Below are 18,673 nucleotides of genomic sequence, written 5' to 3' on the forward strand. Positions count from 1 at the left end.
GCAGGCGCATCAGGGCAGGCTCCATGGGATCGGGTCAGGCTACCCTGGCCGCTGCCCCGCGCACATGCGCCATCCGGCAGAGGGTCCCCGGAGTAGGCTGCGGGGGATGCGAGCGCTGTCCCTGCTGGGCGGCGCGTCCGCACAGGTGGCTCCGCTGGTCACGGCCCGGCAGCAGACCCTGGCTCTGACCCAGCAGCATGATCGGCAGTTTCCCGGTCACCGCTGTACCAGTGGCGGTCAGGCAGACTGGCATACCGAGATCGTGGTGTTCCCGACCGGTCGCGCCGACCGCGTATACACCTTCTCGTACGGTGTGGCGTCCGCGTACCAGCTCGCCGGACACCGCACGCGCCTCGTGTGGTGTGCCGAGGCTGTGGGGGCCCCCGAAGGGTGGACACCCACCACGCCACTGGCACGCGCGCTGGCCTTTCCGCTGCGCACCACCGCTGGAGCGGTACCCGCTAAGCGGGGCGGTCTGGACGTGATCCCCAGCGTGGCGGGGCAGGTGTTCTTCACCCGCCTGGACGGGGCGGGACGCCGGGTGTGCCAGCGGGCCACCCCGTCAGATGAGACCCGGCCTACGGCCTTGCAGTTCGGCACCCGCGACCACTGCCCGTAGGGCCGGCGGTCGCGGGCGTCACTGGTAAGCGTCAGTCGCCCAGGACCGTCAGGCCCAGCAGGGCGGGGTTGGCGTTGCCGCCCGCGCTGACCAGCGTCACTGAGCGGATGACCTGGTCGGGCCTGGGATTCACCCATTCGAGGACGGGGACGGCGACGTTCAGGCCCTCGCCGGTCACGCCGTTCCAGCCGGGGGCGGGGATCATGCTGGTGGGTGCGGTGTCCGTCCAGGCGCGGATGTGCCGCCCATACTCCAGCGGCTGCGTGATCTTTGACCCGCCTTCGTATTCGATCTCATACTGACCGACCTTCTCGCGGTTGGTGGCGGCGGGCCAGCCGGTGGCGTGCAGGAACGCCAGGGCGCGGGCCCTGCGGTTCAGGTCTGCCGTGGCGCGCTCGGGCAGGGTCTTGACGCTGGCGCGGCTGCCGCGCAGCATCACGGCGCCCCGGACGTCGAACAGGTACGCGCCCAGCCGCTGCACGCCGCCCCTGAGGTTGCGCAGGTCGATGTCCCGGCCCTTGCCGATCCAGCCGCTGCCGTCCTCGTCGGCCAGGGCGCGCGTGACGACGGGGGAGAGGTCCACCGTGGCGCCGCTCTCGGCGCGGTAGGGGGTGGGCTGGTAGAGGTCGCGGTAGCGCAGTTCCGCGTCCCTCACGGGCGGCGCGGCCGGGTTCCAGAAGGCGCCCGCCGCGCGGACGAACGGCGTGCCCTGGTCGGCGTTTCCGTCCCAGATGCTGGGGTTCCCGAAGTACCCGGTCCAGCGGGTCTGGATCATGCCCTGCGCGCCCAGCCCGGCGGCGGCCTGCGCGTGCCCCTCGGCGTTGCCCGGATCGGACCAGCTGGCCCCGAAGGTGGGGAAGCCCAGTTTCTGGATGGTGCCCAGCATGGAGAAGCTGTTCCCCGGCGCGTAGTTCCAGTACGCCACCTGCAGGTCCTTCGGCAGGCGGGCGGGCAGCGTGCCGATCACGGCGTCCGCGAAGGCGGTGTCGTGCCAGATCATGCTGTCCACGCCCAGTCCCTTGAGGTACCCGTGGAGTTTCACCACGTCGTTCACGAACAGCGTCTCGAACCCCACCGCCTTGCCGTTCTCGCGGGCGGGGAAGCGGTCGCGGTTGCGGACCTCGTCGTGCCCCAGGTGAACGACCTTCGGCCCGAAGACCTCCACGGCCTCCTTCAGGATGGGGAGGATCACGCGGTCGTAGGTGGCGGGGTTCAGCGTGTCGTACGCCCAGGGGTTCTGGCTGTCCGGGTCCTGCCGCAGGTCGAGGTTCTTGCCGCCGTAGAACATCCAGCCCGCGTGAGACAGCGTCTCGATCAGGGGGATGACCTCCAGGCCGTAGCTGCGGGCCAGTTCCGCCACGCGCCGCGCCTCGGCCTTGCTGGCCCCGCCGGGATGCGCGAAGCCCCCCGCTTTCGCCGTGTCCCACTGCACGTAGTTGCTCATGACGAGCACCGCGTTGTACTTCAGGGCGGCCAGCATGGGGATCAGGGCGTCGTTCACCCCCTTGCTGTACTGGTCGAGGTAGATCATCGCCACGCGCTGGCGCAGGGCGGGCGCGTCGGTGATGCGGGCGTAACGCAGCCCGGCGGGCGTCAGGAGCTGCCGCAGGGTCTGCGCGCCCAGGTACGCGCCGCGCGCGTCCGCGCCCACCACGAATGCGCCCCCGTCGTCCACCCAGAGCGCGTAGGCTTCCGGTCCACTGGGCGTCAGGCCCGCCGCCTTGGTGCGGGCGGCCAGATCGGCGTCCGCCAGCGTGCCGATCACGATGCCCTTTGCCCCGGCTGCGGCGTCGCCCAGAGTCAGGCCCAGTCGGGTTTTCCACTCGGCGCGCAGGTCCCGCGCGGCCCAGCCCAGCTCCGGCGCCGTCCCCACCACGCGCACGCCCAGCCCGCTCAGGGGCAGCGTGCCGTTCGGGAAGGTTGCCGCCTTCGGCTGTGGTACGAGCGCCGCGAACGGCGTCTGCACACGCGCCTCTGCTGCCGGGGTGAGGGTCACGGGCGTCGCCGCCGCGTGCAGGCTCAGGCTGATCAACAGGGCCCCCAGGCCCGATACGTGCTGTTTCATGCGTCCTCCGAAAGGGGAGGGAGGCGGGCGCCACCTGACCGCGCGCCGCCTCCCGCTCCCTGCACCCTGCTTACAGGCTGGCGTTCCAGGCCTTCACGATGTCGTCCAGCGCCTGCTTGGCGCTCTTCTGCCCGGCCATCGCCGCCTCGATGTTGTCCTTGAAGACCTTGTTCAGTTTGCTGGCGTCCGGGTACACCAGCGTCAGGTCCTTGGCGCGCTTGAGTTCCGTGGACGCCACGAGGCGGCCCTGGCTGACGGCGTCCGCGCCGCCCTGCTTGAAGAACTTGTCGGTGCTGGCCTTCACGGTGCTGGGGAAGGTCGTCTTCGTGACCTTGCTGAACTGCAGCTGGTTCACGTCATTCGTGAGGAACAGCGCGAGCTTCTGCGCCAGCGCCTTGTCCCGCACGCCCTTGGGCACCATGAAACCCATCAGGCCGGTGTGGATGACGTTTCCGGCAATGTTGATCGGGTACGGCGCCACGCGCGTCTGATCGAAGATGGCCTTGTTGTCGTTCTGCACGCGCAGGATGAACTGCGGGCCCGTGATCAGCATGCCCAGCTTCCCGGCCGAGTACAGCTCGGTGGCGGCCGTGAAGCCGCGGCGCATGGTGTCCTCGGGGATGTAGCCCTTCTTGTACAGGTCCACGTACGTCTGGAGCACCTTGACGTGTTCGGCGCTGTTGAACACGGCCTTGCTGCCGCTCTTGTCCAGGATGGGCAGGCCCGCCTCCTGGAACACGTACAGCATGCTGATCCCGTTGATGTTCGGCATGAAGCCGTACATGCCGGTCTTGTCCTTGATCTGCTTCGCCGCGGCGATCAGCGTCTGGATGGTGCGGGGCGGGTTGGCAGGATCCAGGCCCGCCTTGCGGAAGATCTCGGTGTTGTACGCCACGACCTTCGGCGCCCAGTACCACGGCACGCCCATGACCTTCCCGTCGTACGTGAAGGTGTTCAGCGGGCTGGCGAAGTACAGCTTCTTCTGCGCGGCGCTCAGGTCCAGGGCCTCCAGCGCGCCCTGCTGCACGAGCTTCACGGTCATGTCGCTGCTGAGGTTCACGGCGGCGGGCGGGCGACCGGCGGCCACGGACGCCAGCAGTTTCTGCTCCATGGCGGTGGCGGGCACGTCCACCCACTTCAGTTCCACGGTGGGATTTTCCTTCTCGAACTGCGCGACCAGACGGTTCATCTCGTCGTTGAACAGCGGCGCGAGGCTGATCGTCCAGAATTCCAGCTGGGTCTTCTGCGCGGAGGCGGCCCCGCCGAGCATCGCGGCGGTAATCAGGGTGGTGAGGGCGCGGTATTTCATGCTTGAACTCCTGGGGTGCGGCGCGCCGGGCGGCGCTGGGTGGACTCCGGCGTGGGAACTTGAGAAGGATGTGCGCCGAATGTAGCGGTTTTCCGCCCGGCCCGTCTGAGAACCTGAGCGTGCCCCTCTCACCGGGCCGTCAGCTTGACCGGTCACCCGACGCCCCGAGCGCCTGCGCGAACCAGCGCGTCACATGATCCGGGCGGGTGATCGCGCTGCCCACCACCACCGCGTGCGCGCCGGTCGCCAGTGCCCGCGCGGCCAGTTCCGGCGTGTTCAGGCGGCCCTCCGCGATGAACGGCAGCCCCGCCCCGACCAGGGCGCGCATCAGCTCGAAGTCTGGCCCCGCCTGCTGCGGGCTGTGCGGCGTGTACCCGCTCATGGTGGTGCCCACGATGTCGGCACCCGCCGCGTAGGCCGCGTGGGCCTCTGCCAGGGTGCTGATGTCCGCCATGGCCCGCGCCCCGCAGGCGTGCGCCTCGGCGATCAGGTCCGCCACCGCGTAGGGGCGGGGCAGGTCCGTCCCGTCGAACGCCACGATGTCCGCCCCGGCCTGGGCCACCGCGCGCACCTCTCCCGGTGTGGCCGTGATGTACACCGGCGAGCCCGGCTGCGCCTGCTTCGTCAACCCGAGGAGCGGCACGTCCGTCAGGGCCCGCACCGCCCGGATGTCCTCCGGGCTGCGTAGCCGCAGGCCCCGGGCGCCGCCCAGCAGCGCCGCGCGGCTCATGGCCGCGATGATCCCCGTGTCCCGCATGGGGCTGCCGTCGTCCGCCTGCACACTCACGATCAGGGCGCCCCGCAGGCGCCAAAGCACGTCATTCACGTCCCGCAGCCTAGAGCATCGGCCAGGATCGCGTCACAGCAGAATTCAGAGGTATTGAGTGTGTCGCAACACCTCTGAATCGAACGGACTCAAAGAGTTGCGCCGCAGAGCGAGCACCTGAAATAGAGAGCGGTTGGAAGTGGAGTTGAAGGGCGTGGTGTTGGCCCTTCAATAGAACTGGAAACCGCATTCAGGACCGCTGGGCGAACTGGTGCGCGCCACCTCCGTGCGCGTCCGGGGAGGCGCTGGCGTAGGCTGGGCGGCGTGAGCCCAACCCTGCACAGCCCCCTGTCCAGCGGCGCGCTGGTGATGGTGGACATCCCCGGCCCCACCCTGGACGACGACACCGCCGCGTACCTGCGCCGTCACGGCGTCCGCAGCGTGTGCCTGTTTCGCAAGAACGTGGAGTCCGAGACGCAGCTCTCGGGCCTGTGTGCAGACCTGCGTGCCGTGATGGGCGAGCACGCGCTGATCGCCCTAGACCACGAGGGCGGCGCGATCCTGCGCCCGCTGTTCTGGCCGTTCGCCCCGGGCGCCATGAGCCTGGGCGCCGCGGGCGACGAGGCGCTGACGACGGACGTGAGTGCCGCCCTGGCGCGGCAGCTGCGCAGCGTGGGCATCAACTGGAATTTCGCGCCGGTGCTGGACGTGAACGTGAACCCCGCGAACCCGGTGATCGGCGAGCGGGCCTTCGGCGCCGAGGTGGAGCTGGTGACCCGCATGGGCCGCGCGGCGCTGGTTGGGCACGACCGCGCGGGCGTGGCGGCCTGCGTGAAGCACTTCCCCGGGCACGGGGACACCAGCCTGGACAGCCACCTCGCCCTGCCCCGCGTGGATAAACCCAGGGAAGACCTGGAGGCCGGGGAGTTCGCGCCGTTCCGCGACCTGCTGCCCGTCACGCCCGCCGTGATGACCGCGCACATCATCTACCCGGCGCTGGACCCCGCGCGGCCCGCCACACTGTCCCGCGCGGTGCTGACCGGGCTGCTGCGCGAGGAGTGGGCCTATGACGGAGTCATCGTGACGGACTCCATGGGCATGAAGGCCATCGACGACCACTACGGGCGGGGCGAGGCCGGGGTAATGGCGCTCCAGGCGGGCGCGGATCTGGTCATGGCCCTGGGGCGCCGCGAGGCGCAGGAGGCGACCCTGGACGCCATTCAGGCCGCGCTCGACAGTGGCGCTCTGGACGCCGCGCAGATGAGGGCCAGCGTGCACCGCCTGGAGATCCTGGCCGCCCGCTACCCCGCGCAGGCCGACGACACCCTGGACCCCCAGGCGGACGCGGCGCTGCTGGAAAGCGCCTGGGCGCGCGGCCTGAGCGCGTACCGACAGCCGGTCGCCCCGGCGCCGGGCTCACGCGTCCTGCTGGTCGCGCAGGCGAAAGTCCCCCGCGAGAACGTCAGCGAGGCCAGCGTGGACGCGCGGACCCTCGCTGATGACCTGCGCGGCGTGTACGACGTGCACCTGCACGCCTTCGAGGACCCGGCCCACCTGGACTGGAACGCCCTGCGCGCCCACGGCCTCCCGGTGATCCTGGCCACCACCTCCCGCCACCGGCACGCCGCGCTGCGCGGGGTCCGCCCGGACCTGCACCTCGCGCTGTACAACCCTTACGCCGCGCTGGACGTGGACGCCCCCGCGCTGGTGACCTACGGGTTCCAGCCGGAAGCCCGTCGGGCCGCGCTGCGCTGGCTGAGCGGGGACCTATCCGCGACCGGCACGCTGCCCTTCCCGGCCTGACCGGAAGGGACTGGAGGGCAAGGGCGCGGCCTTCGGGTGGCCACAGGTCAACCGGTTTCGCAGGGGCACGGAAGAGGCGTCGGCCCCACCCGAGTCGGTGTGAGGCCGCGCGGGGGCAGCAGTCCGGTCCGTTCGTGCACTGTTGTCCCGTCAGGGCTGGCGGGTCAGAACGCCTCGTACTGGATGGAATCCACCAGCATGTACACGGTGCCGGTCGTGGCGGCGCCACCCCACGCGGCGCTGTTCGTGGGCCACACGTTCAGCATGATGTGCGCGGCCTGCTGCGGGACGTTCTGGGTGGTCTCCCAGACCTTCGCGCCGTTCAGGAAGTACGTGACGCGGTCCGGGCGCCACTCGTAGGTCAGGGTCTGGAAGCTCTGACCGAAGGTGACGCCGGTGGGCAGCACGCCGTAGCTCTTGCTGTTCACGGTGTTCCACACGGCGGCGTTCAGGGTCTTGGGGCGGTTGCCCTCGATTTCCAGGTCGATCTCTGTGGCGCTGCCGTCCACGTAGCTGAACGCTCCGCTGATGTTGCCGCTGAGGACCTTGCCGCTCTTGGTGGGGCTGGCGCTGGTGCTGGCCGCGCGGAAGCGGTAGGTGTACCGCCCGAAACCGAAGGTCTGGGTGCTCTGGACCTCGGCGGCGCGGGCGCACAGGCCGGTCGCGCAGGACTGAACGTTCAGGGTCAGCAGCAGGTGGCCGCCTTTCACGCTGGCCAGCGCCGGGTCGAACCCTCCGGTCAGGCCGGGCGCCTGCCAGAACCCTGGCCAGCTGGAGCGGATCCAGCGGGTGCTGTCCAGCGTGTCGAAGGTCTCGGTCCAGGTGGTGGCGGCTGGACGCAGCGTGGCGCCGCTGGCCTGGGGGGTGGACAGATCGTTGCACGCGGTGAGCCACAGGCCCAGCAGGGCGGCGGCGGCGGTTCGTTGGATGGTCATGTGGCGTCTCCCTCTGGTGGCCCGGCTGACCCTGGGGGTTCCGTGGCTTTGCGTCCCCGCCTCGCGACGGGTTTGCCCTGAGCATCGGGATGCTCGACTGCGCTGTGAGTTTCTCCTGAAGTATCCTTCAAACTTCTTACATGAATGCCGCTCGTGGCTGGACAGGACGGCTTTCCACCCATCCGGGGGTGCGCACGCCCGGCTGTTCCGAGGGGTGCGGTGCTCCCACGCTGCGGCGCACTTTCAGCGGTGTGCGCCCGCTTTGACGGGTCTGCCAGACCCGCTCAGCCGACATTGGTCCGGAGTTCAGCGGCGCGAGCGGACGCAGCGGCGGAAGGCGTCCAGCGCCGCCTGGCTGGTCGTGATGCGCCAGTCGACACGGCCGTCTTGCAGGTGGAACCAGAACGCCCGGCGGATCTGCCCGAAACCCGGCAGGGCCGCGCACATGTCCCGGATCCACGCGGCCTTGCTGCCGCCCTGCTCCACGCTGGCCAGTTCACCCAGCTGCACGGGTTTATTCCCCGCCACGAGTTTCAGTTCCCGGTACGACGCGGCGAAGGTGGCGCGGAAACTCAGCCAGCGGTTCCAGGGATTGGTGGTACCCCAGTTGTACCCGTCCAGGCCGACCTCGTGCACCCATTCGCCCCCCGGGTACAGCGCCCGGTACGAGCTGGGCATGTCGGGGTACAGGATGTTCGGCGTCCACACCCACCGAACGGGGGCCTTCTCGGTGCGGAACACGTTCACGATCCGCCGCCAGGCCCGCACGAAGTCGGTGGGGGTGTTGCTGCGGGTCAGCTGGTACGCGCCCCAGTTGCCGTTCATCTCCGGCGCGAAGGTCACGCGGACCGTCACGCCGCCGCGCCGGATGTCCCGCGCGAACTGCCGCAGATACGCGTCGTGTCGTCCGGCGGCAATGTCGCGGTACGGCACGCCCCGCACGCCGGACGCCAGGCCCACGCGCGGCTGCCACGACAGTTCCAGCTCCCGCCCCTGGCTGCTCAGGGTGCGGGCGTACGCCTGATTGAACGGCGTGTTCCAGTCCTGAAACCAGCGGACTGCGCCGAACGTGCAGCCCAGTTTGCGTTCCACGGCGTCCAGCACGGCGGGACTGTTCACGGTCAGCCCGAATACGCCGCAGGACGGCAGGGGCGCCGCCTGCGCGGACGGCAGGGCGACCAGACCCCCCAGGGCCGCCGTCAGAATCCACTCATGAAGGCCACGTGGGTGACGTGGCGTGCGTTGGTCCGGACGGCCGTGAGACAGGGTGACAGCAGGCATGCAAGGCGCATGATGGCAGCGTTCTGGACGGCCTGCGCACATGCCCCCGTCCGGACCCCCTCTGACTGTAGGTCGGCTTAACGCTGACCCAGCGTGCCCGAAAGGTGGCATTCATGGCCCGTCAGTAACGGGCGACTAGCGTGTGATGCGTAGGGTGTGGTCGTGGGTCCCCGACCCCCGTCCCACCCCACACTGTGCCGGGAGGCAACGATGCTCGTCTTCGATTCGGTCACCTCATGAGACGAGTGGAGCCAGTGGTGAGACCGCCCCGAGGGAGGTCTCACCATGTCTATTCCGGTTTCTTTGCCGTCCACCACGCTGGGCTGGGTGCTGCTCATCATCGTGACTTTGCTGCTTCTCAAGGCCGTCCTGACGGTTACGCTGGCCTTCGCGCACGCCCGCACTGCCGCCCGCCGACGCGCCCGCGCCCAGGGCGCCCCACTGCCCGGCGTGAGCGTCATGATCGCCGCGTACAACGAGGAGGTGGGCATCGCCGACACCCTGCGGTCCGTGCTGGCCCAGCACGGCCCGGCGTTGCAGGTGCTCGTCGTGGACGACGGCTCGACCGACGCCACCGCCGCCATCGCCGAGGACTTCGCCCGCACCGACCCGCGCGTCACGGTGCTGCGGAAACCCAACGGCGGGAAGGCCAGCGCCCTGAACCTCGCCGCCGAACACCTGAGATATCCGGTCGCGGTCAGCGTGGACGCCGACTCGGCCCTGGCCTCCGGCACACTGGCCGCCCTGGCCCGGCACTTCCACGACCCCCGCGTGGGCGCGGTTGCCGGGGACGTGCGCGTCGCCGGTCCGGTCACGTCCCTGACGCAGATGCAGAACCTGGAGTACAGCGTCGGCCAGCAGATGGAAAAACGTGCCCAGGACATGCTCGGCGCCGTCAGCGTCGTCCCGGGCGCCGCCGGGGCGTTCCGCAGCGACCTGATCCGCCGCCTGCGCTACAGCCACGACACCATCACCGAGGACATGGACCTGACCGTCGCCATCGCTGCTGAAGGCTACGAGGTGCGCTTCGAACCTGGCGCCCTGAGCTACACCGAACCCCCCGTGGACCTGCGCAGCCTGTGGCGGCAGCGGATGCGCTGGATGTACGGCACCTTCCAGGTCATGGGCAAGTACCGCCACCTGATCATGACCCCCAGGGGCGGCCGCCTGGGCTGGCTGACCCTGCCGTACGTGCTGGTCTACGGCCTGACCCTGGGCGGCGCAGGCCCGATCTTCGACCTCGCCGCGCTGGTCCTGCTGACGCAGCACCTGAACGACGCGCTGCTGCCCCTGCTGCTCAACGTCGGCGCGGACGTCGCCGTGGCCGCCGCCGCCCTGCTGCTGGGCCGCCAGTCCCTGCGACCCCTGCTGATCACCCCCACACAGCGCCTGTTCCTGCGGCCGTTCGTCTCGCTGGTCGTGATCATGACCTGCGTGACGTTCCTGCGCCGCCGGAACGTCCAGTGGAACAAGCTGCCCCGCGTGGGCCTGCGCCTGCCCGGCGCCGACCCCACCCGCGAGCCCCTGCCGCAGGCGGGCGACTGATGAGCGGCCCCGCCCGCCGGCCCACGCTGCTCTGGTCCGGGCTGACCGTCGCCGCCCTGAGCGTGCTGGCCGCCGGTTCCGCCGTCCCCAGCCCGACTGTGCCCAGCCCGTCAATGTCCAGGCAGGGCGCCTCCAGTCGCCCAGCCGCTGCGCCCGCCCCCGGGAGCGTGCTGGCCACCCGCACCGTCACCCGCGACGCCCGCACGCCCGGCGGTGAGGTTGCCGGGCAGGTCAGCGTCACCGTGCAGCTCATCCGTGACGGGGCAGAGGTGCAGGCCCGCGCAACCTTCCACTCCACCCTGCCCGGCCCGGCCGTCGCCACCGGCACGCTGCGCCTGCTGGACGGGAATGGTAGCGAGGTCGCGCGGAGCAACCCGCGTCAGCTGGCCACCCTGGACCCGGGTACCACCCCGGTCCTTGTGACGCCCCGCACTCCCTTCGCGGACCACGCGGGGGCCGCGTGCGTGGACGCCGCGCTGAACGTCTGGAGCGGCCCGCAGACCCCGGGTGCGGACGCGCGGGTACGCAGCGGCCCGGCGCTGGACCCCACTGTGTTCACCGTGCAGGTTTGCCACGCCTGAACGCGCCCCGGGGCGGCCGGATGACGGGGTGTCCTCCAGAACAGAACCGTCACAGGGCAGCGCCCGCCAGATCGATTCCTGGCAGGCGCTGCCCTGTGTGTTGCGCGCTGCTGGTCGTTCAGCGCTCCCAGGGCCACGCGCCTGGCGCGGCGGCCAGCCCCAGGGCGCGCGGGCCGACGTGGACACTCAGGACCGGGTTCACGCCCGCACGGTCGGACCACACGATGGGATGGCGCGCCGTGAGCTGCGTGAGGGCCGTGTCGGCGTCCTCGGGGTGATCGCCGAACAGCAGGCCCACGCGCAGCGGCGTGCCCTCGCCGAAGCGGCGGGTGACCTGCTCGGTGAGGGCCTGGATCGCGCCGCGGTACGAGCGGGCCCGCGCGGCGTTCGTGTACGTTCCGGCGGCCTTGTCCACCGTCACGACCGGCTTGAGGTTCAGCAGGCCGCCCACGGCCGCCTGCACGCGTCCGATCCGGCCGCCCCGGCGCAGGTATTCCAGCGTCTCGATGGTGAAGTACAGTTCCGTCTCGGCGTGCACGGCGCGCATCCACTCGCGGGCCTGTTCGGTGCTCAGACCGCGCTCCGCCGCCGTGACTGCGGCGTGCATCTGGAAGGCCAGCGCGGCACTCAGTGTGCCGCTGTCATGCAATGTGACCTGCGGCCCACCCTGTTCCTGAAGGAGCTGCCGGGCCTGATCGGCGGAGTTGTGACTGCCGCTCAGGGCGGCGCTGGTCGTGACGGCCAGCACGTCGGGCGTGCCCGGGGCCTGCATGGCGGTCATCCAGTCCTGCGGGGTGGGCTGGGCACTGGTGGGGTGGGTGGGGTTCGTCTGAAGCTGCCGGTAAAGCTCCTCGCGGGTGATCTCGGTCATGCGGTAGGTGGTGCTGCCGAAGTTCACGGCAAATGGGGCCACCGGCACGTCGCCATGCAGGGTGGGGTAGACGTCGAGGCCGCCGTCGGTGACGACGCCGAAGCGGGGGGTGGGGGTCATCGGATCTCCTTGGCGTTCATTGCCTCGATGAGTTTCAGGGCGGCCGTGTGGTCCTCGTGCGCGCCGACGACGTGCTGGGCGGCGCGCAGCAGGGCCGCGACCTGCGCGAGGACCGGCGCGCTGCCCTGCACGCCCTGGGTGAGGTCCACGGCGATGCCGGCGTCCTTGGCGAGCAGGCCCAGCGCGAAGGTGGCGGGGAACTCGCGGGTCAGGACGCGCTGCGGGATGAGGTTCTCGCTGGCGTTGCTGCGGCCGCTGCTGGCGTTGATGACGTCCAGCGCCGCGCCCAGGTTCACGCCGGCGCGGCCCAGCACGGCCAGGCCCTCGCCGGTTGCCCAGAGGGTCACGCCCAGCAGGGCGTTGTTCACGGCCTTCACGGCGAAGCCCGCGCCAGTCCCGCCGACGTGCACGACCTTGCCCGCGAAGGCCAGGTGGGGCCGCACGGCCTCCAGCGCGGCGGCGTCGCCGCCGACCATGACGGTCAGGCGGCCCTGCTGCGCGCCGACCGTCCCCCCGCTGACCGGGGCGTCCAGGAAGGTCACGCCCAGTGCAGCCAGTTCGGCGGCCTGTCGCGTGGCGGCGTCCGGGTGCCCACTGGTGCAGTCCACCCAGGTCGCGCCGGGGCGCAGGTGGGGGCGCATCTGGCTCATGACCTCGTCCACCTCGGCGCTGGTGGGCAGGCAGGTGAAGATCACGTCGGCCGCCGCGACCTCGGTCAGCGTGGCGGCCTGGGTGCCGTGCGCGCGGGCGTGCGCCCCGGCCTTTGCGTGGGTGCGGTTCCAGACCAGGACGCGGTGCCCGTGCGCGCGGGCGTGCGTGGCGAGGTGCGCGGCCATCGGGTCGCCCATGGCGCCCAGGCCAAGGAAGGCAAGTGTGGTCATCAGTGTTCAGCGTAGTGGGGCGGGAGGTGCGGCCCCCGCAAAACTGAACCCGGTGCAAAAAGACGGGGTGGAGGTCAGCGCAGGTGCGCGTCCACGGTCGCCTCGCTCAGGTCCCACAGGCGCAGGGCCGTGCCGTCATCCTGCGCCTGCGGTGCGGGCGTGGTCTCGCGCGAGTCGCTGAAGTACCGCCCGCTGACAGTTACCGGATCGGCGGCGAGGTGAATGGTCGTCTGCGCGCCCTGCTCGGGCGTGATCGCGAAGCGGTCCACGATGCGGTAGGCGCGGCTGACCCAGCCGCCATTGTTGTGCGCGAAGCCCGTGGCGACCATGCCCGGGTGCAGGCTGTTGCTCTGGATGCCGGGCTCGCGCCGCGCGAGTTCCCGCGCGAACAGGACGTTCGCCAGCTTGCTCTGCGCGTACGCCGCCCACCCGCCGTACCCGCGGCGGAATTCCGGGTCGTCCAGGCGCACGCGGCCCATCATGTGCGCGGCGGACGCGACCGTCACGACCCGGGGGGCGGTTCCGGCGCGCAGCAGCGGCAGCAGTTCGCGGGTCAGCAGGAACGGCGAGAGGTGGTTCAGTGCCCAGGTCTGCTCGATGCCCTCGCGGGTCTCCTGCCGGGTGGTGAAGAACGCCCCGGCGTTGTTGATCAGGACGTCCAGGCCCCCCCCGCGCGCCGTGAACTCCTGCGCGGCCCGCTGCACCTGTGCCAGTTCGCTCAGGTCGGCGAGCAACGTCGCCTGCGCGCCGATGTCCCGGGCGACCTGCGTGGTCTTGTCCGGGTTGCGGCCCACGATGGTCACGTGCGCGCCACGCGTCACAAGTTCGCGGGCGGTGATCAGGCCGATCCCGCCGGTGGCCCCGGTGATCAGGACGCGGCGGCCATGCATGCTGGTCGTCATGCGCCCAGGATAGAGGCAGGTCGGGCCGGGGAAGGGCGTGCCGCGCAACAGTGACCTGCGCCCGTGCGCCGACGCATGACGGCGCAGGAAGAGAGGCCGCGCTCTGGGAGTCCGGCCTCTCGCGCTGCGGACTTCACTCGGCCCGCGTATTCACTTGTGCGCTGATGTCACGAGTGTACGCCGACCGGCCTCACAGGAGTGTCACACCCGGATAGAGCACTTCTTCACGCTCGGTCTTCATGTCGGCCCGGGCGCCGCACCCTGAAGGCCGGCCTGCACGAAGCGGTCGAGGGTGTCGGCCAGCGCCGCGACCTGCGCCGGTCCGAGGTTCGCGGTGATGGCGTGGGTGGCGGTCGCCTGAAGCAGCAGGGTCAGGCAGGTCAGCAGGTACGGCGTGCGCCCGCGTCCTGCCGGGGGGGTGACGTGGTGCTGGAGGCGCGTTTCGAGGTCGTGGAAGACCGCCAGACGGCGTTCGGTGAAGGCGGGCCCGCTGCCGCTCTGCAGCAGGGTCAGCAGGGGGCGTTCCTCAATGAGCTGCGAGAGGATCGTGGCGAACGGCCGGGGCTGGGCGTTCAGGTCGCGCAGCAGCGGCGCCAGACGCTCCTCGAACTCGGTCAGGCGCAGGTCGAGCAGTTCGCTCAGGATGTCGGCGGTCGAGGTGAAGTAGGCGTACACGGTGGGGCGGGAGATGTTCAGGTGGGCGGCGATATCGCCCATGCTGACCGCCTCGAACCCCTGGGTGGTAAAGAGGAACTCGCTGCCGCCCAGGATCTGCTGGCGCCGGTCGGCGGAGGGCAGGCGTCGCCGGGGCGTGGGAGAAGCGGGGGCATTCATGCCCCGAGTCTACCAGTCTGCTGACGATTTGTCACTTGACAGAGTGTCGATTGAGAGGCACACTACCCCCAGTTGACGGAACGTCAGAACCGATTCCCTGCCGAGGTGCCCATGACCCAGTCCCCACCCCCCCGCCCCTCCCTGCGCGACAGCTACCGCACCCTGAGCCCGGCCGAACGCGGCCTGTGGCGCTACCCGATCATGTGGGCCGCCGCGCTGGCCTTCCTGTTCATTCCCATCATCTACGTCGGCGTGTACCTCATGAGCGTGTGGGACCCCACCGGGAACTTGGACCAGCTGCCCGCCGCCCTCGTGAACCTCGACCAGGGGACCGTCTCACGCGGCGAGAAGATCAATGTCGGACAGGACCTCGTCAAGGAACTGCGCGACGATCCCCCGGTGAACTTCCGCACCTACCCCAGCGTACAGGCCGCCCAGCAGGCCGTCCGAGACGGAGAGGTCTACTTCGCGCTGACCATCCCCGCCGACTTCAGCCAGAAGGCCGTCGCGGGCAGCAGCGCGCAGCACGGCCTGCTGGGGCTGTACCGCGCGCCGGGCCTGAACTACTACGCCAGCACCGTCGCCGACCGCGTGGCAGGCACCATCGCCACCAACCTGAACGCCACACTCGGCGAGAACCGCTGGGACGTCGTCCAGACCAGCCTCCAGGACGTGCAGGAGGGCTTTGCGGACATCCGCGACGCCACCCGCAAACTCGCCGACGGCGCCCAGAGCCTCACTGACGGCACCCGCAAGCTGAACACCGGCGCGGGCGACCTCCAGACCGGTGCGGGCAAACTCGCAGTCGGCGCGGACAAACTGGCCGGAGGCGCCGGAACCCTCAGCGGGGGCGTCACCCGCCTGACCGGCGGCGTCACCCAGCTGAGCAGCGGCCTGCGCCAGCTGGAACAGGCCGCCCCCGGCAAAAAAGAACTGCAACCCCTGCGCGAGGGCGCGGCGCAACTGACCACCGGAGCGACCAGCCTGAGCGGCGGCCTGACCAAACTCGCCGCCGGGGGCGACCAGCTCGCCGCAGGCGCCGGGAAACTGAGTGCCGGGGCCACCCAGGTCGCCGGCGGCAACGCCCAGCTGGCCACGCAACTCCCGCAGATGGCGGCCGGCCTGGGCGACCTGAACAAGGGTGCCCAGCAGCTCAGCGGCGGCGCCGAGCAGCTGCGCAGTGGCGTCGCCAGCGGCCTGAAACCCGCTGTGGACGGCGCCGCGCAGCTTCAGGCCGGTGCCCAGAAACTCAGCGGCGGTCTCGGGCAGGCCAGAGGCGGGGCGCAGAAGGCCGCCGACGGCGCCGGGCAACTCGCCGCCGGACTGCCGAAACTGAGCAGCAGCCTCGGGCAGCTCCAGACCGGGGCGCAGACCCTCGCCGGGGGGGCCGGGCAGCTCGGCACCGCCGTGAAGGGCACGCCCGCCGCCCCCGGCGCGGCTACCCTCCAGACCGGCGCCACGCAGCTCGCAGGCGGACTGGGTCAGGCGCAGGCAGCCGCGCAGACCGCCAGCAGCGGCGCCCAGGCGCTCGCCACGCAGCTTCCTGGCCTCGTGAGCGGCCTGGGTGACCTTCAGACCGGCGCCAGCCAGCTTCAGGCGGGTGCCGACAAGTTGCAGGCGGGCCTGACCAGTGGCAGCAAGAGCCTTCAGGACGGCGCCGCGCAGGTGCAGAGCGGCGCTCAGAAACTCGCCCAGGGCGCCGCGAGCGCCCAGGCCGGGGCGCAGAAGGCCGTGACCGGCGCGCAGCAGCTCGCGCTGGGCAGCAGACAGGTCCAGAGCGGGGCGCAGAGCCTCCAGAGCGGCGCCAGGACCCTCGCGGATAACACCCGCAAGGCCGCGCAGGGTGCCCAGAGCCTCGCGGGCGGCGCGAAGGACTTCCAGGCGGGCGTGAACACCCTCGCGGACGGCAACGAGAAGATCAAGGGCGCGCTGGGGCAGATCACCGCGAAACTCCCCGCGCAGAAGGACCTGAACAGTCTCAACAGTGGCGGGAAGACCCTCGCCAGCAGCGCCCGGCAGCTTGCGGAGGGCGCCGCCAGCCTCCAGGACGGCACCCGCACCCTGAAAAACGGCGCCGGGGACCTCTTGGATGGCGCGCAGACACTCACCGACGGCCTGAACGAACTGCACGACAGGGTTCCCGCCAGCATCGAGCAACTGGGCGGCGACCCCACCGGCCTCGCCGAGAGCGTGCAGGTGCGCATCACCAACTTCGCGGACGTCCCCAACAACGGCAACGCCTTCGCGCCGTACTTCATCGCGCTGGCCCTGTGGGTGGGCGCCACCATGACCACCTTCATCTTCCCGTACCTGCTGCTCCCCGAGAGTGGCCGCCAGACCCGGCAGGCTGCCCGCGTGGCCCGCAAGCTCACGCAGCCGCTCCTGATCGTGCTGGGGCAGGCCATCATCGTCGTGATCGGCGTGCGCCTGATGGGCGTGCAGTTCGCCACCCCCGGGCAGGTCATCCTGACCACCCTGGCGGGCAGCGTCACCTTCCTGCTGGTCATCCTGGCGCTGAACCTCCTGATCGGCCCCGCCGGGCGCATCCTGGCCCTGGTGCTGCTGATCGTGCAGCTCGCCGCGAGCGGCGGCAGCTACCCGGTGGAACTCAGCAACCCGTTCTTCCAGACGCTGCACAACGTCATCCCCGTCACGGACGTCATCAACGCCCTGCGCCACGCCATGTTCGGCGCGTTCGAAGGGCAGTACTGGACGTTCATGGGCCGCATGGCTGCCGTCGCGCTCGTCAGCCTGACCGTGGCGCTGCTCAGCCGCCGCCGCTGGGTGTACACCGACGACCGGAACTTCCGCTCCCCGATCATCACCGACGTCGGCTGAGCCCGGCGCACAACGGCCCCCACCTTCCAAAGAGGGTGGGGGCCGCTGCTGTTCTACGTCAGGCCGCAGCTTTGCGGGTGTCGGGCACGTTCCGCACCAGGATCACGCCCAGCAGGAAGAACGCCGCCGCGATCCCGAACACCAGCGTGTACCCCAGGTTCCCGCCCTGCGCGTTCCCCCAGTCGAGCAGCTGCCCCTGCGGCAGACCCACGAACTGCGGCGCGACGAACGCCACATGCCAGATGCCCATGTCCCTCGCGTAACTCTTCTCGCTGGGCATGGCGTCGCTGCCCAGCGCCCAGTCCACGCTCGTGAACGCCCCGAAGCCCAGCCCGAACGCCACCGACAGCGCCAGCGCCGCCCCGAAGTTCGGTGCGAGCAGCAGCAGCAGCGCCGCCACGGCCATGGTCGTCCCGGCCACGTAGATCACGGGCTTGCGGCCAATGCGGTCACTCAGCTGCCCGCCCACGACCGCCGACAGGATGCTCGCCACGATGATGCACGCCAGCATCAGCGAACTGCTCAGGACCTCGTTGCGCTGGCGCAGCACGTCCCCGGCGTAGTACTGCAGGAACGGCTGCACGCTGTACTGCCCCAGCGCGAACAGCACCCGCGTGATGAACACCCACAGGAACGGCTTGAACGTGAACAGCTGCGTCCACGGCATGCTCTCGCCGGTCCGGGCGGGCGGCGCGTCCCCCTCCGGCACGCCGCGCATCGTGATGACGGCCGGGACGACCAGTGTCAGCGCGATCAGCACGAAGCCCACCACCTGCGGCAGGCCCAGCTGCCCGATCGCGATACCCGCCACGGCGCCCAGCAGCTGCGCGGTCGCCTGTAGCATCCCCATGATCCCGCTGTAGCGCCCGCGCAGTTCCGGCGGCACCAGCTGCGGAATCAACGCCGAGTACGGTGCCGTCGCGTAGTTGTTCCCCAACTGCACCAGCAGGAACCCCAACAGGTACACCCAGAAGCCCGTCATGCCGCCCAGCGTCGCGACCGCCACGCCCATCACCGCAAGGCCCGCGAGGTTCACGCCCACACCCAGCTTCAGGTACGGCAGGCGCCGCCCGGTCCGGTCACTGTGCGCGCCCACCAGTGGCGGCACGACCAGCGCGATGACCGCCCCGATGGCGGTCAGTGCCCCCAGGTACGTCCCTTTCTGCGCCTCGCCCACGAAACTCACCACGTTCGTGGGCATCAGGATCGTCAGCAGCAGCAGCCAGTGGAAGGCGGAACCGAACCAGAACGCGGACAGCACCCAGGGACTCACCCGGGGGCGTGAAGAGGACACGGCAGTCATGTGCGGCGAGTATACGGGCG

15 protein-coding genes and 2 riboswitches are annotated in these 18,673 nt (G+C 70.6%); of the genes, 5 read left to right on the top strand and 10 right to left on the bottom strand.

The annotated features are described in order from the left end of the window. The first annotated feature begins 106 nt into the window (after positions 1-106). Complete coding sequence (locus tag SY84_RS00510; protein ID WP_046842353.1) at positions 107-619, top strand: hypothetical protein; 513 nt, start codon at positions 107-109, stop codon at positions 617-619. A 31-nt stretch (positions 620-650) separates the two neighbouring features. Here SY84_RS00510 and SY84_RS00515 read toward each other — a convergent pair whose 3' ends face one another. From SY84_RS00515 to SY84_RS00525, 3 genes are all read right to left on the bottom strand, one after another. Continuing rightward, the gene (locus SY84_RS00515) at positions 651-2,684 is read right to left on the bottom strand and encodes a beta-N-acetylhexosaminidase (protein WP_046842354.1); all 2,034 of its coding nucleotides are present in this window, start codon (positions 2,682-2,684) and stop codon (positions 651-653) included. A 70-nt stretch (positions 2,685-2,754) separates the two neighbouring features. Continuing rightward, the gene (locus tag SY84_RS00520; protein WP_046842355.1) at positions 2,755-3,993 is read right to left on the bottom strand and encodes an ABC transporter substrate-binding protein; all 1,239 of its coding nucleotides are present in this window, start codon (positions 3,991-3,993) and stop codon (positions 2,755-2,757) included. 139 nt (positions 3,994-4,132) lie between these two features. Then, the gene (locus SY84_RS00525) at positions 4,133-4,819 is read right to left on the bottom strand and encodes an N-acetylmannosamine-6-phosphate 2-epimerase (RefSeq protein ID WP_046842356.1); all 687 of its coding nucleotides are present in this window, start codon (positions 4,817-4,819) and stop codon (positions 4,133-4,135) included. A 264-nt stretch (positions 4,820-5,083) separates the two neighbouring features. On the opposite strand from SY84_RS00525, the gene nagZ reads away from it, so the two are divergent. Next, positions 5,084-6,562, top strand: coding sequence for a beta-N-acetylhexosaminidase (gene nagZ, locus SY84_RS00530; RefSeq protein WP_328512060.1), 1,479 nt, complete (start codon positions 5,084-5,086; stop codon positions 6,560-6,562). A 164-nt stretch (positions 6,563-6,726) separates the two neighbouring features. Here the strand turns inward: nagZ and SY84_RS00535 are convergent, their stop codons facing one another. Together SY84_RS00535 and SY84_RS00540 are read right to left on the bottom strand one after the other, a co-directional pair. Further along, complete coding sequence (locus SY84_RS00535; RefSeq protein ID WP_046842357.1) at positions 6,727-7,497, bottom strand: glycoside hydrolase family 16 protein; 771 nt, start codon at positions 7,495-7,497, stop codon at positions 6,727-6,729. Between the two features lie 12 nt (positions 7,498-7,509). Beyond that, positions 7,510-7,584: riboswitch (cyclic di-GMP riboswitch) on the bottom strand. Positions 7,585-7,803: 219 nt separating this feature from the next. Beyond that, positions 7,804-8,778 (bottom strand): glycoside hydrolase family 26 protein, encoded by a 975-nt coding sequence (locus SY84_RS00540; RefSeq protein ID WP_157882833.1) that lies wholly within the window; start codon positions 8,776-8,778, stop codon positions 7,804-7,806. Between the two features lie 191 nt (positions 8,779-8,969). Then, positions 8,970-9,056, top strand: a riboswitch (cyclic di-GMP riboswitch). A 7-nt stretch (positions 9,057-9,063) separates the two neighbouring features. On the opposite strand from SY84_RS00540, the gene SY84_RS00545 reads away from it, so the two are divergent. Both SY84_RS00545 and SY84_RS00550 read left to right on the top strand, forming a co-directional pair. After that, positions 9,064-10,323 carry a glycosyltransferase gene (locus SY84_RS00545; protein ID WP_229755680.1) on the top strand — a complete coding sequence of 420 codons (1,260 nt, stop codon included), beginning with the start codon at positions 9,064-9,066 and terminating at the stop codon, positions 10,321-10,323. Beyond that, complete coding sequence (locus tag SY84_RS00550) at positions 10,323-10,904, top strand: hypothetical protein (RefSeq protein WP_046842358.1); 582 nt, start codon at positions 10,323-10,325, stop codon at positions 10,902-10,904. Before SY84_RS00545 ends, SY84_RS00550 begins: the two co-directional genes overlap by 1 nt. 118 nt (positions 10,905-11,022) lie before the next feature. Here the strand turns inward: SY84_RS00550 and SY84_RS00555 are convergent, their stop codons facing one another. The 4 genes from SY84_RS00555 to SY84_RS00570 all read right to left on the bottom strand — a co-directional run bounded on the left by SY84_RS00555 (position 11,023) and on the right by SY84_RS00570 (position 14,512). Continuing rightward, a complete protein-coding gene (locus tag SY84_RS00555) occupies positions 11,023-11,895 on the bottom strand; it encodes a DegV family protein (protein WP_046842359.1) in 873 nt (290 codons plus the stop codon). Continuing rightward, positions 11,892-12,779 (bottom strand): NAD(P)-dependent oxidoreductase, encoded by an 888-nt coding sequence (locus SY84_RS00560; protein WP_380081393.1) that lies wholly within the window; start codon positions 12,777-12,779, stop codon positions 11,892-11,894. The genes SY84_RS00555 and SY84_RS00560 overlap by 4 nt, the downstream gene beginning before the upstream one ends. Positions 12,780-12,850: 71 nt before the next feature. Then, positions 12,851-13,678, bottom strand: a complete 828-nt coding sequence (locus SY84_RS00565; RefSeq protein WP_046842361.1) for an SDR family oxidoreductase — start codon at positions 13,676-13,678, stop codon at positions 12,851-12,853. A 237-nt stretch (positions 13,679-13,915) separates the two neighbouring features. After that, positions 13,916-14,512, bottom strand: a complete 597-nt coding sequence (locus SY84_RS00570; protein ID WP_046842362.1) for a TetR/AcrR family transcriptional regulator — start codon at positions 14,510-14,512, stop codon at positions 13,916-13,918. A gap of 111 nt (positions 14,513-14,623) precedes the next feature. Between SY84_RS00570 and SY84_RS00575 the strand changes: the two genes are divergently transcribed. Beyond that, positions 14,624-17,350, top strand: coding sequence for a YhgE/Pip domain-containing protein (locus tag SY84_RS00575; protein WP_081424636.1), 2,727 nt, complete (start codon positions 14,624-14,626; stop codon positions 17,348-17,350). 58 nt (positions 17,351-17,408) lie between these two features. On the opposite strand, the gene SY84_RS00580 is transcribed toward SY84_RS00575, so the two are convergent. Next, on the bottom strand, positions 17,409-18,653 hold the full coding sequence (locus SY84_RS00580; RefSeq protein WP_046842364.1) for an MFS transporter: 1,245 nt from the start codon (positions 18,651-18,653) through the stop codon (positions 17,409-17,411). Positions 18,654-18,673: the final 20 nt, after the last annotated feature.

Origin of the sequence: Deinococcus soli (ex Cha et al. 2016), assembly GCF_001007995.1 — a bacterium.
GTDB lineage: Bacteria > Deinococcota > Deinococci > Deinococcales > Deinococcaceae > Deinococcus > Deinococcus soli.

Excerpts from the sequence above, each read along its gene's own strand:
- SY84_RS00550 (WP_046842358.1), top strand. The coding sequence starts at position 10,323 with ATGAGCGGCCCCGCCCGCCGGCCCACGCTGCTCTGGTCCGGGCTGACC.
- SY84_RS00540 (WP_157882833.1), bottom strand. The coding sequence starts at position 8,778 with ATGCCTGCTGTCACCCTGTCTCACGGCCGTCCGGACCAACGCACGCCA.
- SY84_RS00565 (WP_046842361.1), bottom strand. The coding sequence starts at position 13,678 with ATGACGACCAGCATGCATGGCCGCCGCGTCCTGATCACCGGGGCCACC.
- SY84_RS00570 (WP_046842362.1), bottom strand. The coding sequence starts at position 14,512 with ATGAATGCCCCCGCTTCTCCCACGCCCCGGCGACGCCTGCCCTCCGCC.
- SY84_RS00580 (WP_046842364.1), bottom strand. The coding sequence starts at position 18,653 with ATGACTGCCGTGTCCTCTTCACGCCCCCGGGTGAGTCCCTGGGTGCTG.
- SY84_RS00510 (WP_046842353.1), top strand. The coding sequence starts at position 107 with ATGCGAGCGCTGTCCCTGCTGGGCGGCGCGTCCGCACAGGTGGCTCCG.
- SY84_RS00520 (WP_046842355.1), bottom strand. The coding sequence starts at position 3,993 with ATGAAATACCGCGCCCTCACCACCCTGATTACCGCCGCGATGCTCGGC.
- SY84_RS00515 (WP_046842354.1), bottom strand. The coding sequence starts at position 2,684 with ATGAAACAGCACGTATCGGGCCTGGGGGCCCTGTTGATCAGCCTGAGC.
- SY84_RS00575 (WP_081424636.1), top strand. The coding sequence starts at position 14,624 with ATGACCCAGTCCCCACCCCCCCGCCCCTCCCTGCGCGACAGCTACCGC.
- SY84_RS00545 (WP_229755680.1), top strand. The coding sequence starts at position 9,064 with ATGTCTATTCCGGTTTCTTTGCCGTCCACCACGCTGGGCTGGGTGCTG.
- SY84_RS00535 (WP_046842357.1), bottom strand. The coding sequence starts at position 7,497 with ATGACCATCCAACGAACCGCCGCCGCCGCCCTGCTGGGCCTGTGGCTC.
- SY84_RS00555 (WP_046842359.1), bottom strand. The coding sequence starts at position 11,895 with ATGACCCCCACCCCCCGCTTCGGCGTCGTCACCGACGGCGGCCTCGAC.